12 protein-coding genes are annotated in these 13,675 nt (G+C 75.4%); 8 read left to right on the top strand and 4 right to left on the bottom strand.

Annotation, left to right across the window (positions count from 1 at the left end; genetic code table 11):
* Positions 1-414: 414 nt before the first annotated feature.
* On the bottom strand, positions 415-1,545 hold the full coding sequence (locus ACFP3U_RS22620) for a glycosyltransferase family 4 protein (protein WP_380227436.1): 1,131 nt from the start codon (positions 1,543-1,545) through the stop codon (positions 415-417).
* A gap of 378 nt (positions 1,546-1,923) precedes the next feature.
* On the opposite strand from ACFP3U_RS22620, the gene ACFP3U_RS22615 reads away from it, so the two are divergent.
* The 6 genes from ACFP3U_RS22615 to ACFP3U_RS22590 all read left to right on the top strand — a co-directional run bounded on the left by ACFP3U_RS22615 (position 1,924) and on the right by ACFP3U_RS22590 (position 8,303).
* A complete protein-coding gene (locus tag ACFP3U_RS22615; RefSeq protein WP_380227435.1) occupies positions 1,924-3,063 on the top strand; it encodes a glycosyltransferase family 4 protein in 1,140 nt (379 codons plus the stop codon).
* 111 nt (positions 3,064-3,174) lie between these two features.
* The gene (locus ACFP3U_RS22610; RefSeq protein WP_380227434.1) at positions 3,175-3,858 is read left to right on the top strand and encodes a thiol:disulfide interchange protein DsbA/DsbL; all 684 of its coding nucleotides are present in this window, start codon (positions 3,175-3,177) and stop codon (positions 3,856-3,858) included.
* A 223-nt stretch (positions 3,859-4,081) separates the two neighbouring features.
* On the top strand, positions 4,082-4,990 hold the full coding sequence (locus ACFP3U_RS22605) for an ABC transporter permease (RefSeq protein WP_380227433.1): 909 nt from the start codon (positions 4,082-4,084) through the stop codon (positions 4,988-4,990).
* A complete protein-coding gene (locus ACFP3U_RS22600; protein WP_380227432.1) occupies positions 4,980-6,179 on the top strand; it encodes an ABC transporter ATP-binding protein in 1,200 nt (399 codons plus the stop codon). The genes ACFP3U_RS22605 and ACFP3U_RS22600 overlap by 11 nt, the downstream gene beginning before the upstream one ends.
* Positions 6,180-6,182: 3 nt before the next feature.
* Entirely contained in the window at positions 6,183-7,382 is a 1,200-nt protein-coding gene (locus tag ACFP3U_RS22595) for a glycosyltransferase family 4 protein (RefSeq protein WP_380227431.1), read from the top strand.
* A 45-nt stretch (positions 7,383-7,427) separates the two neighbouring features.
* On the top strand, positions 7,428-8,303 hold the full coding sequence (locus ACFP3U_RS22590) for an alpha/beta fold hydrolase (protein ID WP_380227430.1): 876 nt from the start codon (positions 7,428-7,430) through the stop codon (positions 8,301-8,303).
* 19 nt (positions 8,304-8,322) lie between these two features.
* On the opposite strand, the gene ACFP3U_RS22585 is transcribed toward ACFP3U_RS22590, so the two are convergent.
* Complete coding sequence (locus ACFP3U_RS22585) at positions 8,323-9,069, bottom strand: SAM-dependent methyltransferase (protein WP_380227429.1); 747 nt, start codon at positions 9,067-9,069, stop codon at positions 8,323-8,325.
* 54 nt (positions 9,070-9,123) lie between these two features.
* Positions 9,124-10,302 (bottom strand): glycosyltransferase, encoded by a 1,179-nt coding sequence (locus ACFP3U_RS22580; RefSeq protein ID WP_380227428.1) that lies wholly within the window; start codon positions 10,300-10,302, stop codon positions 9,124-9,126.
* Positions 10,303-10,320: 18 nt separating this feature from the next.
* On the opposite strand from ACFP3U_RS22580, the gene ACFP3U_RS22575 reads away from it, so the two are divergent.
* On the top strand, positions 10,321-11,094 hold the full coding sequence (locus ACFP3U_RS22575) for a glutamate racemase (protein WP_380227427.1): 774 nt from the start codon (positions 10,321-10,323) through the stop codon (positions 11,092-11,094).
* A gap of 570 nt (positions 11,095-11,664) precedes the next feature.
* Here ACFP3U_RS22575 and ACFP3U_RS22570 read toward each other — a convergent pair.
* A complete protein-coding gene (locus tag ACFP3U_RS22570; RefSeq protein ID WP_380227426.1) occupies positions 11,665-12,891 on the bottom strand; it encodes a polysaccharide deacetylase family protein in 1,227 nt (408 codons plus the stop codon).
* 481 nt (positions 12,892-13,372) lie between these two features.
* On the opposite strand from ACFP3U_RS22570, the gene ACFP3U_RS22565 reads away from it, so the two are divergent.
* Positions 13,373-13,645: a hypothetical protein gene (locus ACFP3U_RS22565; protein WP_380227425.1), complete on the top strand. Its 273-nt coding sequence runs from the start codon at positions 13,373-13,375 to the stop codon at positions 13,643-13,645.
* Positions 13,646-13,675 lie beyond the last annotated feature (30 nt).

Raw genomic sequence — 13,675 nt, 5'->3', positions numbered from 1 at the left:
CCGTCGGGGAGCGCGGTGGGTCCGGGTACCGCTGGGCGGGTCACGCTCCATGGGGTCAGGCTTCAGCCCCCGGGCGTGACCGGCACACCCTCGCGGGCACGGTGGAATCCCTCGGCTGGTGTCGCAACCCGCCCCCCTGACGACTCGCGGACAACGTCCCTGTTCGACGTGCTCCCCACGGTGCGGCCCCGGCCCGGCGGTGCACCGCGTGCGCCGCACGCCGACCGCCGCCCCCGCCGGATCCCCTTGCGATGCTTCCCGAGCCCCGACGTGCGGCGCAACCGCTTTGGCGATACTGGTCCGGGAGATCGCGCCCAGCGGCCCCCGACCGCCCGGATCCGGACAGACCGGGCCCGTGGGCACGCCGTCCGGGCGCCCGGGGACCGCTCGGACCGTTCAAACCGCTTGGACCGCTCAGACCGTCCGCAGCCGCAGCGACCGCTCGTAGAACTCCACCATCTGTGCCGAGACCTGATGGAGAGTGAAGGAGGTCAGGAACCGGGCCCGCGCGGCCTTCGACCGCACTCGCGCCGAGGCCCGGTCCTCCAGGGTGTCGGTGAGCGCCGCCGCCAGCGCGGCCGGCCGCTCCGGCGGCACCAGCCGGGCGTAGTCCTCGGAGCCGACCGTCTCGCGCAGCGCCGGCACGTCGGCGGCCACCAGCGGTACCCCGACGCCCATCGCCTCCATCGCCGCGCTGCCCAGCCCCTCCCAGCGGGACGGCACCGCGAACGCGTCGGAGGCCGCCATCAGGTCGAACACGTCGTCGCGCGGCCCGAGGAACCGCACCCCGCCGGTCGCCGCGGCCAGCGCCCGCAGCCGCGCGGTCTCGCCGCCCTCGCTCCCGGCCAGCAGCAGCACCGCCTCCGGCTCCGCCCGCAGCACCTGCGGCCAGGCCTCCAGCAGCACGTCCAGGCCCTTCTGGTACTGCTGACGGGCCGCGGCCAGCACCACCGGCACGTCCTGCGGCAGCTCCAGCGCCGTCCGCACGGCGGCCCGCCGGTCCGGCGTCACCGAGCCGAGCCGCTCCGGGTCGCGCCCGCGCGGCACCACGTCGATCCGCTGGGACGGCACCCGCAGCCGGCGGGCCATCGCCCCGGCCACGTACCGGGTCAGCGCGTGGAAGCGCCGGGTGCCCTGCGCGGTCGTCGCGTCCACCGCCTGCGCGGCCCGCACCTTCCATGGGCTGAGCCCGCGGGCGTGCCGGTGCTCCGGGCCGTACGCCGCGTTGACCAGGCTGGTCACCACCGGGGTGCGGGCGGCCAGCGCGGCCGCCCGGCCGAGCACGTCCGACTCGTACAGCGTGGTGTGCACGAGGTCCGGGCGCCGTTCGCGGACCAGCCGGTGCAGTGCGGCGACGGTGTGCCCCCGGGTGGGCCGGCCGACCCCGAACACGTCGGCCCCGGCCGCGGTGAGCTCCGGCTGGAAGCCGCCGGGCGAGTCCTTGAGGTACGCGACGTCGAGCTTCACCCCGGCCCGCACCAGTTGGGGGGCCATCGCCACCAGGCCCTGCTCGGCCCCGCCGACCCGGCTCACGCTGTCGATCACATAGAGCACATGCACAGGCCAACCCCCGCCCTCCGGGGCGCGCCCGGTCTCCCGTGCCGGGACAGCGCCCTGACTGCCGCTCAGCATCGCAGGTAGCGGTCGGCACCCGCCAGCGATTCGGACAGACCGGGAGCCGGGGCGCACCCCCGGGAGCCGTTCGGTGTCGACCGGTGTCGATCGGTCAGGAGGCGGTCAGGAGGCGGCCGGGGGGCGGCCGGGGGGCGGTCGGGGGCGCGGAACGGCGCGCGCGGACCCTCGGCGGCTCGTGCGACGGCACCCGACCGGCGCCCTCCGGGAGTCCGCGCGCCGACCGGCGGACCACCGCCGGGTTGCGCGAAGGGGTCGTCCCAGGCCGGGGGCTGTGCCAAGGTCGTTCCCATGCCCGAAGCGACACCGGTCAGGACGGCCGGAACCCGCCCCCGCATCCTGCACCTCATCACCGATCCGCGCCGCCGCGGCGCCCAGAACCTCGCCCGCGACCTCCACCACGAGCTGCGCCGTCGCGGCCAGGCCTCCGCCCTGCGCGCCCTCGCCCCGCACCCGGACGCCCATCCGGACGCCCCGGACACCCGCGCCACCCCCGTGCTCGGCCCCGGCCGGCTCCACCCGCGCACCCTCGGCGCGCTGCGCGCCGCGGCCCGCACCGCCGACCTGGTGGTCGCCCACGGCTCCGCCACCCTCCCGGCCTGCGCCCTCGCCCTCGCGGGCACCCGCACCCCCTTCGTCTACGTCTCCATCGGCGACCCCCGGCACTGGACCGCGAGCCCGGTCCGCCGGCTGCGCACCGGCGCCCTGCTGCACCGCGCCGCCGCCGTCACCGCCCTCGCCGACGAGGCCAGGGACCTGCTCGTCGAACGCTTCCGGCTGCCCGCCGCCCGGGTGCGCACCATCCCCAACGCCCGCGCCGCGGAGCGCTACCCGCCGGCCGAGGACGAGGCCGACCGGCGGGCCGCCCGGCACGCCCTGGGCCTGCCGCCGGACGGCCTGCTGGTCGCCTGGCTCGGCGCGATCGCCCCCGAGAAGCGCCTGGACCTCGCCCTCGACGCCCTCGACCGGCTCCCGGACGTACGGCTCGCGGTCGCCGGCGACGGCCCGCAGCGCGCCGCCCTGGAGCGGCACCCCACTGCCGCCCGGGCCCACTTCCTGGGCACCCTGGCCGACCCGGCCCCGCTCTACCGGGCCGCCGACGCCGTCCTGCTCACCAGCGACAGCGAGGGCGTGCCCGGGGTGCTGATCGAGGCGGCGCTGGCCGGTCTGCCGGCGGTGGCCACGGACGTCGGCTGGGTCCGCTCGGTGGTCCGGGACGGCGCCACCGGCGCGCTGGTCACCCCGGGTGACCCGCCGGCCCTCGCCGAGGCGCTGGCCAAGGTGCTGGCCGGCGACCGGGCCGGGCTCGGCGCCGCGGCCCGGGCGCACGCGCTGGCCCACTGCGAGCTCGGCGTGGCGGCCGACGCCTGGCAGCGGCTGTTCAACGAGGTCTGCGGACGCGCCGCACCGGGCGCCGGCCTGGGTGGCTGAGCGGCCGACGCGTCCCGGTGCGCCGGGCCGGGTGCGCCGATCGGGCGAATCCCGGCCCGACGCACCGGGGCGACTGGCCGATGACGTTCCGTCACCGTCAGACTGCCCGGTGTGAAGTCGATCCTTCGAACCACCCTGCTGCTCGCCGTCGCCACCGGGATCGCCGCATCCCCCGTCCAGGCCGGCGCCGCCACCCATCAGCCGCCCCGCGAGGGCTCCTACGTCCGCCTCGACCAGCCGCAGCCGGTGCGCGAGAGCACCCGCACCGAGGCGATCGAGTTCTTCTGGTACGACTGCGGGCACTCCCAGCAGCTCGAACAGCCCCTCCAGTCCTGGGCCGAGCGGCACCGCGCCGACGTCGCCCTGCGCCGCGTCCCGGCCATCTGGCAGGGCAGCCGCGAGGAGGCCGCGCAGCGCGGCCACGCCCGCCTCTACTACACGCTGGAGCGCCTGGGCCTGGTCGAGCGCCTGCAGACCGCGGCCTTCCGCGCCGTCCACAGCAACGAGCAGGACGTCACCACCGAGGACACCGCCACCGACTGGGCGCTGCACCAGGGCGTCGACCAGCAGAGCTTCCGCGAGGCCTACCGCTCGGAGGAGACCCTGCGGGCCGTGGACGAGGCCGCCGCGCTGTTCGTCCGCTACGGCATCAACGAGCTGCCGACCGTGGTGGTGCAGGGCGAGTACCGCACCTCGCCGACCAACGCCGGCGGCGTCGAGGCGATGCCCGAGGTGATGGACCACCTCGTCGCCCAGGACCAGCAGCGCCACCCGCGCGCCCACAAGCTCTACTGACCCACCGTCACCACCCCGACCACTCCGGGCGGGTCGGCCGCACCCCGGCCGACCCGCCCCTTTTCGGTCGTCGGCCCGGGTGGGGCCGATCACCTTCACCGAACCGACCCCCGGTGGCCACACTCTGTGCCAGAGTGGGGCCGGGCCGCACCGCGAGGCCGTCAACAGCCGTGGTGACGGGCCCACTTCTCGATACCGCCGGTACCGGAGAGGGCAGGTGTCCGTGGGGGGACAACGCGCGCAGCTCGTCGACGAGCGCGCCAGCCAGACAACGCAGGCCCCGGGGCGCGGCCCGTCGGCCGCCGACGGGCCGCCGCCCGAGCTGATCTTCAAACGCGGGCTCCGCCCGGCCCAGGTGGCCCGCGAACTGTGGGGCGCCCGGGAACTCGTCCGCGCGCTCGCCGAGCGCGACCTGCGCGCCCGGTACAAGCAGGCGGTGCTCGGCTTCGCCTGGGCGGTGCTCACCCCGCTCGCGCTGTGCGCCATCTTCACCCTGGTGTTCCGCCGCGCCGTGCACGTGGAGACCGGGGGCGCCGCGTACCCGCTGTTCGCCTACGTCGGCCTGATCGTCTGGCAGTTCTTCAGCAACACCATGAACCAGGGCGCGCTGAGCCTCGCCAACAACCTCAGCCTGCTCAACAAGGTGTACTGCCCGCGCGAGGTGTTCCCGCTCGCCACCATGCTGGTCGCCACCGTCGACATGCTGATCGGCACCGCCGTCCTGGGCCTGCTCTTCCTGGTCTTCTGGACCGCCCCCGCCGCGACCTTCCTCTGGGTGGTGCCGCTGCTGGGCATCCAGTTCGCCTTCACCTACGGCATCGCGCTCGTCCTCTCGGTGGCCGTGGTGTACCTGCGAGACGTGCGCCACCTGCTGCCGATCATCACCCAGATGGGCGTGTTCGCGACCCCCGTCGCCTACCCGCTCGCCCAGATCCCGGAGCGCCTCCAGGAGCTGTACGTCGGCATCAACCCGCTCGGCGCCGTGATCGAGGGCTACCGCAACGCCCTGCTGTACGGCCGGGCACCCGACGCCGCGCTCACCACGATCGCCGCGGTCTCCTCGCTGGTGTTCCTGGTCGGCGGCTACCTGCTGTTCAAGAAGCTGGAGACGGGGATCGCCGATGTCGCCTAGCCAGACCCTGCCGCTGGGGACCATCCGCACCGAGCAGGTGTGGAAGCGCTTCAAGGCCGACCAGCAGCGGATGCTGCTGCGCGACAAGGTCGACTCGCTGGCCCGCCGACTACGCGGGGAGAAGGGCGAGGACTGGCGCTGGGCGCTGCGCGACATCTCGATGCACATCGAGCCGGGGGAGTCGGTCGGCCTGATCGGCTCCAACGGCTCGGGCAAGTCCACCCTGCTGAAGATGCTGACCCGGGTGATGTACCCGTACGGCGGCGTGATCGACGTACGCGGCCGGATCGGCGCGCTGATCGAGATCCGGGCCGGCATCCACCCCGACCTGACGGGCCGGGAGAACATCTACCTGTTCGGCGCGCTGCTCGGACTGCGGCGGCGCGAGGTGGCCACCCGCTTCGACGACATCGTCGAGTTCGCCCGGCTCGGCGGGGCGATCGACCGGCAGGTGAAGTTCTACTCCTCGGGCATGCAGATGCGCCTGGGCTTCGCCGTCGCCGCCTACCTGGAGCCGCACGTCCTGCTGGTGGACGAGGTGCTGGCGGTCGGCGACGCGGTGTTCCAGCAGCGCTGCCTGGACCGCATGCGCGAGGTCGCCGAACAGGGCACCACCATCGTCTTCGTCTCGCACGACCTGCCCGCGGTGGAGTCCATCTGCCGGCGCGGCATCTGGCTGGAGCAGGGCTCGATCCGGGTGGACGCCGGGATCAAGGACGCGATGGCCGGCTACCGCGACTCGATCGAGGCGCAGTCTGAGGCCGGCGGGCGCACCGGCGAGCCGCTCCAGCTGCTCAAGCACGAGGTGCGCGGCGAGGACCGCGAGAGCCTCACCACCGACGAGCCGATGACCGTCGAGCTCACCCTGGGCGGCGAGTACCGGGGCGACGCGACCCTGCACCTGGGCGTCAGCGAGGGCACCTCCAGCCCGATCTTCCAGATCAGCCACGAGATCCGGCTCACCGGCGGGGACCGCCAGGTGGCCTGTGTGATCCCCCGGCTGCCGCTGCCGCGCGGCCGGTACACGCTCTGGGCCGGCGTCTACAGCATCGGCCGGACCGACGGCGGGACGCTGATGAGCTGGCACTCGGTCGGCCAGTTCGACGTGTTCGGGCCGATGCTGGACTCCCCGCCGCGGGCCGTGGTGCTGGCCGCGCCGGTGTTCGTCCCGCACCACTGGGAGGAGTGAGGCGTGCGACCGGTCCGGGTGCTCGTCCATCTCAACAACCTGGCCCTGGGCGGCGCCCAGCTCAACGCGGTCGACATCGCCCGCACCCTGCGCGACCGCGGCCACGACCCGGTGCTGTTCGCCCAGGGGGTGGCCGGCCCGGCGCCGCTGGTCGAGGTCGCCGCCGGCCACGGCCTGGACGTGGTGGTGGCGGGCGGCCCCGACACCCCGCACGCGGAGGTCCGGCGCCGGCTGGGCCGGCTGGCCGCCGAGCACGGCAGCCAGCTGCTGCACGCCTGGGAGGTCCGGGCGGCCCGCAACTCCTACTTCGGGCCCGGGCGTTACGGCCGGCTGCCGGTGGTCACCACCTTCTACGGGATCCGGATGCTGCGCGGTCTGCCCCGGCACCAGCCGCTGGTGCTGGGCCTCGGCGCGCTGCTGGGCGACGGCCGGGCCTTCGGCCACCGGGACGTCAGCCTCATCGAGCCGCCGGTGAACACCGCCACGGACGCCCCCGGGCTGGTCGACGGCGCCGCGTTCCGCCGCGAACACGGCGTCGGGGACGACGAGTTGCTGCTCGCCATCGTCACCCGGCTGGTCCCCGCGCTGGAGAAGGACGCCGGCGCGGAGCTCACCGTGGACGCCGTCCGGCAGCTGGACGACCCCCGGGTCCGGCTGGTGATCGTCGGCGCAGGCCCGAGCCTGGAGCCGCTGCGCGCCCGCGCGGCCGAGGTCAACGGCGCGCTCGGCCGCCGGGCGGTGCTGGTCCCCGGCCAGCTGGCCGACCCGCGCCCGGCCTACCAGGCCGCCGACGTCGTCCTCGGCATGGGCGGCTCGGCGCTGCGCGGACTCGCCTTCGGCAAGCCGGTGGTGGTGCACGGCGCGGCCGGCTACACCGCCGTGCACGAGCCGGGCCCGCTGGTCGAACCGCACGCCTCGCGCTGCATGTACGGCTTCGGGGACGGCTCGCGCGCGCCCGAGGTGCTGGCCGGGCAGCTGCGCGGACTGCTCGACGATCCGGCGCGCCGGGCCGAGTTGGGCGCCTGGGGGCGGGAGTGGGTGGTCGGCCGGTTCTCGCTGGAGAGCGTCACCAGCGCCTTCGAGGACCTCTACACCCGGGTGCTCGCCCGGCCGGGCCGCACGGTCGGCTGGCTGAAGGACCTGGAGCAGATGACCCGGTACGAGTTCACCAAGCCGACCGCGCTGCGCCTGCTGGGGCGGTGATCCACCCCCTTCTCCTAACCTGTACGACGGTGTTTAATGGTTAGCATGAGCGAGCTGACGATCCCGCACGTCCACCACCGCCACGTCGACGTCGACGGCCTGCGCGTCTTCTACCGGGATACCGGCCCGGCCGACGCCCCCGTGCTGCTCCTGCTGCACGGATTCCCGTCCGCGTCCCACCAGTTCCGTCGGCTCTTCGACGCACTCGGCACCCGCTACCGGCTGATCGCCCCCGACTACCCCGGCTTCGGACACAGCGACAGCCCCACCCCCGAGGACTTCCGCTACCGCTTCGACACCCTGGCCGACGTCGTCGAGGGCTTCTGCAAGGCCCTCGGCCTCGACCGCTTCGCCCTCTACATCTTCGACTTCGGCGCCCCCGTCGGCCTGCGGCTCGCCACCCGCCACCCCGAGTGGATCACCGGCCTCGTCGTCCAGAACGGCAACGCCTACGAGGAGGGACTCTCCGCGCAGGCCCGGGAGTTCATCGCCAACCGTCCCGGCGTCGAGGGCGCCGCCGAACGCGCCCGCGCCATCCTCACCGAGGAGGTCACCCGCGCCCAGTACGAGGGCGGCACCGGCGACCCCACGCTGATCGCCCCCGACGGCTGGACCCTCGACCAGCACCACCTCGACCTGCCGGGCCGCAAGGACATCCAGGTCGAACTCGCCCTCGACTACCACAGCAACGTCGCGCTCTACCCCGTCTGGCAGGAGTGGCTGCGCACCCACCGGCCGCCGGCCCTGGTGGTCTGGGGGCGCAACGACCCGTTCTTCACCGAGCCCGGCGCCCGCGCCTACCTGCGCGACCTGCCCGAGGCCGAACTGCACGTGTTCGACACCGGGCACTTCGCCCTGGAGGAGAAGCTGCCCGAGATCGCCCCGCTGATCGACGACTTCCTCGCACGTCTGCGGCCGTAGCGCCGGGTCTCGTCTCCGGTCAGTCCCGGCGCAGCAGCAGGGTGACGAAGCCGAGCGTCCCCCGGTAGCCGTGCAGCCACTCGGCGCGGTGCAGGTCGGCCGCCGCCCGGGCGTCCGCCGCGTCCGGGTGCTCCGGGTGGTCCAGGGCCCAGGCGGCCAGCGAGCCCGTCCAGGAGAACTCGTACGCGTCCCACTCCGGCCGGCTGCTCACATGGCCGAACACCGGCGTCCAGCCGTCCGCGACCACCCGGTCCACGGTGGTGGCCAGATCCGCGTACTCCTCGCGCGCGGAGCCCAGGCTGCCCAGCGCCGCCGACGAGGGCTCGCACTCCCAGAAGCACTCGCCCACCAGCACCCGGCCACCCGGCGCCAGGTGCTCCCGGGCGGCGGCCAGCGTCGGCAGCAGGCCGCCGAAGGAGTGGGTCGCGCCGACGTTCAGGATCAGCTCGAAGGGCTCGCGGGCGGTGAACTCCCGGGCGTCGAGGTGGTGCAGCCCCAACCGCCGCTGCACCCCCGCCGCCTCCGCCGACTCCCGGGCCCGGGTCAGCGCCGCCGCGTCCAGGTCCACCCCGACCGCCCGCCACCGCGGCCGGGCCACCAGCGCCCGCAGCAGCCAGCCGCCCTGCCCGCAGCCCAGGTCCAGCACCCGCCCCTCGTCCTCCGGGGCGAGCGCCCGCTCCAGCAGCGTCGCCACCGCCCCGTCGGAGACCGGCGCGGCGATCGGGTGGTGGGCGTGGGCGAGGCGGGAGATCATCTGACGGTCCATTCGAACAGTGTGGCCCACCCGGCCCCCACCCGTCCGGCCCTCATCCGAACGGACCTAGTAGGTCCGGCCCTTCCAGGCGGCCCCGCGGCCCCGCCAGTGCTGCACCGCCGAGTCGACCGTCATCAGCAGGTAGAGCGCGGCGGTGAACGGCAGCAGCAGCGCGGCCGGCGCCGGCTGCCGGTAGTACCGCAGCATCGGCAGGAAAGTGCCCGCCATCAGCGCCCAGGCCGCCCCGCCGACCGCCGCCACCGGCCAGGCACCCGCCGCCGCCCCGGCCAGCACCGCCGCCGGCGGTACCAGGTACACCAGCGCCAGCCCGAGCACCGTCCCCAGCAGCAGTACCGGCGAATGCCGCAGCTGGGCGTACGCGCTGCGCGACACCATCCGCCACAGCTGGGACAGCCGCGGGTACGGCCGCACGCTGTCCACCTGCTCGGCCAGCCCCAGCCAGATCCGGCCCCCGGTGGCCTTCACCGCCCGGGCGAGCGACACGTCGTCGATCACCGCGCCCCGGATCGCCGCCACCCCGCCCGCCCGCTCCAGCGCGTCCCGCCGCACCAGCGAGCAGCCGCCGGCCGCCGCAGCCGTCCGCGAACCCGGCCGGTTGCTCCACCGGAACGGGTACAGCTGGGCGAAGAAGTACACGAAGGCCGGCACGATCAGCCGCTCCCACCCCGTCTCCACCCGCAGCCGGGCCATCTGCGACACCAGGTCCCGCCGGTCGCTCTCCGCCGCGGCCACCAGCTCCGCCAGCGAGTCGGGCCCGTGCGCGATGTCCGCGTCCGTCAGCAGCAGGTACTCGACGTCCGGCCCCGCCAGCTCCACCCCGTGCCGCAGCGCCCACAGCTTGCCCGTCCAGCCCGGCGGCAGCGGGGGCGGGGAGGTCACCGTGAGCTCCAGGCCCTCCGGGGTGGCGAGCGAACGCGCCAGCGCTCCGGTCCCGTCCGTACTGTGGTCGTCCACCAGCACCACCCGGGCCCGCCCCGGGTACTTCTGCGCGAGCAGGCTCGGCAGGGACACCGGCAGCACCTCCGCCTCGTCCCGGGCCGGCACCACCACCGCCACCTGCGGCCACCGCGCGGGCGGCCGGCGCGGCGGCAGCCGGACATCGGTGCGCCAGAACAGCCCATGGCAGCACGCCAGCCAGAGCCAGACCAGCAGGGAGAGCGAGGCGATCCACAGCAGGACGGTCACCCGGGCAGTCTGCCGCACCAAGGGTCCGTCGGGGGCCATCGACTAAAGTCTTGACCCGTGAAGATCGCACTGATGGACTCGGGAATCGGCCTGCTGGCTGCCGCCGTCGCACTCCGGACCCTGCGTCCGGACGTCGATCTGGTGCTCTCCTCCAACCCCGCCTCGATGCCCTGGGGCCCGCACACGCCCGAGGAGATCACCGAACTCGCCCTCGGCTGCGCCCGGGCCGCGGCCGCGTACGAGCCGGACGCGCTGATCGTCGCCTGCAACACCGCCTCGGTCCACGCGCTCGACGCCCTCCGCGCCGAACTGGAGCCCGGCCTGCCGGTCATCGGCACCGTCCCGGCGATCAAGCCGGCCGCCGCGCTCGGCGGCCCCGTCGCCATCTGGGCCACCCCGGCGACCACCGGCAGCGCGTACCAGCGCGGGCTGATCCGTGACTTCGCGGGCACCGCCGCCGTCACCGAGGTCGCCTGCCCGGGGCTCGCGGACGCCGTGGAGCACGGCGACGACGCGGCGATCGAGGCGGCCGTCGCCGACGCGGCCGCCCGCACCCCGGGCGGGACGGCGGGCCTCGTCCTCGGCTGCACGCACTACGAGCTGGTCGCCGACCGCATCCGCGCCGCCGTCGCACCGACCGCCCTGCCCGCGCTCACCCTGCACGGCTCCGCCGACCCGGTCGCCGCCCAGGCCCTACGCCGCGCCGCCGCCCCCACCCGCCAGGGCACCGCCACCCTCACCGTCCTCCACGCAGGCACCCCCGCCACCCTGCCGGCCGCCGCCCTCGCCTACCCGCAGACCACCCTCCTCCGCGCCGTCCCCACGGCCTGACACCCAGCCGGCCGCGTGCGCGCTCGCGGCTACCCGGAGACCGTCCTCCTCCAAGCCGTCCCCACCGCCTCACGCCCGGGCGGCCGCCCGCGTGCGCGCCCGCTCCTCGCCCAACCCGGCGGCCTTGCTCACCGCCGCCCTCGGCTACCCGTAGACCGCCCTCCTGCGGGGCCGACCCCGGCGGCCCTGCCCGGTGACGCCGGGGGAGAGGCAGAGGGACCGCCATCCGGTCGGAGCCCGCGCGAGGGAAGTCGGCGGGGTCGACTTCTCACTCGCGGCCGGTGTGACGGAGCCGCGTCCGGGAGGCCGGTTGTGCGGAGCGACTCGTGGTCGGCCCGTTCGGGCGGGCGGGCGGGCCGGAAGTCGGCTGGGTCTACTTCTCACCCGTGCCCGTTGTCGGCCGGTGGGTCGGTGCCGTGTCCGGGGAGGCCGGAGCGGCTCGTGGGTGGCTCGCTCGTACGGGTGGGCGCAGGAAGTCGGAGGGGTCGACTTCTGCCCCGTTCCTGGCCGGGTGGCTGAGCGGGGCGCCCGGTGGGCGCAGGAAGTCGGTGGGGCGACTTCCTGCGCGGGTCAGGCGGCCTGGCCGCGCCAGCGGCGGTAGGCGGGTTCGAGGCCCGACAGGATGGTGTCGAACCGGCGCGTGCTGGTCGTCGAGTCGACCTGGAGCCGGCTGATCTGGAGCGGGTGGGAGGGGAGCCGCGGGCCGAGGCGGTGGTCGGAGAGGAAGCCGAGCCGGTAGCCCAGTTCCTGCAGGACGCTCTCGGCCCGGTCGTCGTGGCCGCCGTCCGGGTAGGCGAAGGCGATCGGAGGCTCGCCGAGCCAGCGGGTGAGGGCCTCGTGGGCGCCGGTGATCTCCGCCCGGACGGTGTCGTCGTCGCAGCGGCCGAGGCACGGGTGCCCCTGGGTGTGGTTGCCGATGGCGACCCCGCCCTCGCGGAGTGCGAGGAGGTCCGCGGGGGTGAGCTGCTGCTGGCCGGGCGGACGGCGGTCCGCGCTGACCCGCAGTTCCTGGAGGCTGCGCCGGCGGTCGGGGTCGGGCATCGCCTTGAGCCGGCGGAGCAGCTGCGAGGGGTGGCCGCAGTCGAGCGAGCGGGCCCGCCCGCCGTGCCGGGCGAGGAAGTCGGCCTCGTGCCACCAGAACGGCCGCTCCGTCCCGATCAGCTCGGAGATGACGAAGGCGGCGGCCGGGATGTCGCGTTCGATCAGCGCGGGCAGCGCGTGCGTCAGGACGCTGCGGTCGGCGTCGTCGAAGGTCACCAGCACACTGCGGGCGGGCAGCGGGCGCTGCTCGGCGACGGCCTCCTGCACGGCGGTCAGTGAGACGGGTGTGGCGAGTCTTCGCAGCCGGTCCAGTTGCGCGCCGAACGACCGCGGGTCGGTCACCCCGTGGTAGGCGAGCACGGCGAGCCGCTGCGCCGCCCGGGCCCGGAACAGCGGCTGGACGGGGGCGAACCGCAGCCAGGCGCCGCGCGCGTCGGCGGGGCAGTCGGCCGGCTGGTCGGTCGGCTGGTCGGCCCGGTCGGAGGGCCGCCGCCCGGGCGCCCTGGCCGGGGCCGGCGCGGGCACCGACGCGGGGGCCGGCGCCGGAGCCGGTACGGGTGTCGGCGCCGGCGCCAGGGCCCGCGCGGGCCGGGAGCAGATACGGGTCGCCGGAGCCCGCAGCCCCCGGCCGCCCGGCTGGGTGCCGACCGGCTGCCCGTCGGTCGGCACGGCGGGCGCGGCCGTCGGGCGCGCGGTGACGGGCCTGTGCGGCGGCACGGCGGTCGGCGGTGGCCGCAGGTCCGACAAGGCGGTCACCACGGCCCTGGTCCGGGCCGTGAGGTTGGAGGTCGATGTCGTGGAATGGGACTGCGGCACGGTTCCCCCTCGGTCGCCGATGCGGCGTGGCGGTACCGCCGGAGGACGGAGCCCGGCCTCCGACTCCAGGGCACGGCGGCTCCGCCCCCTGGGTATTTCCGGTCCACGGCGGGGACTCCCAACCCGCACCGCGGACGGCTCCTGGATCGCTCAATGTAATGGAGACAGCTACGCCCCGTTGATGGTTGTACCGGACCGGCAAGGTTTTTTCGGATGGTGGGAACAAAGCCGGGACCAAGCCGGAACAGAGCCGGGACGACGCCCGATCGGGCCCCGGAACGGGCGCTCCGGCGCACGCCGGGAGCGCGCCGGAGCGGGGCACGTCCGGACCTCGGACAGCCGGACCGGCGGTGGCCGAGAGTGGTCGCCCGGTCACGCGCTGCGGGCTGCCCCGGCGGCGGCTCCGGGGTACCTTGGGCTCATGGCAGACGCGGAACGTGATCACCACCATCTGCACGGTGCGACCCGGATGCGGCGGTTCTGGCACGGTGGTGCGCTGGTCACCCACCAGGTGCCGCTGGCACTGGTGGGGCTGGGCTGCCTCGCGCTGGGCATCGTAGTGGCGGTCGTGGTTCCGGACAGTGACGGTCCGGCCTGGGCGATGGCGGTCGCGGGCTGTCTCGCGGCCGGGGTGCTGCTGCTCGGCCGGATCGCCGTCGCGCTGTTCCGCCGGCACCGCCGCGCGGCGACCTGAGCGAACCCACCCGAGCACACCCGCCCGAGC

It is taken from the genome of Kitasatospora misakiensis, from assembly GCF_042656005.1.
GTDB classification, from domain to species: Bacteria; Actinomycetota; Actinomycetes; order Streptomycetales; family Streptomycetaceae; genus Kitasatospora; species Kitasatospora misakiensis.
This window is presented reverse-complemented; position numbering and strand designations above follow the sequence as displayed.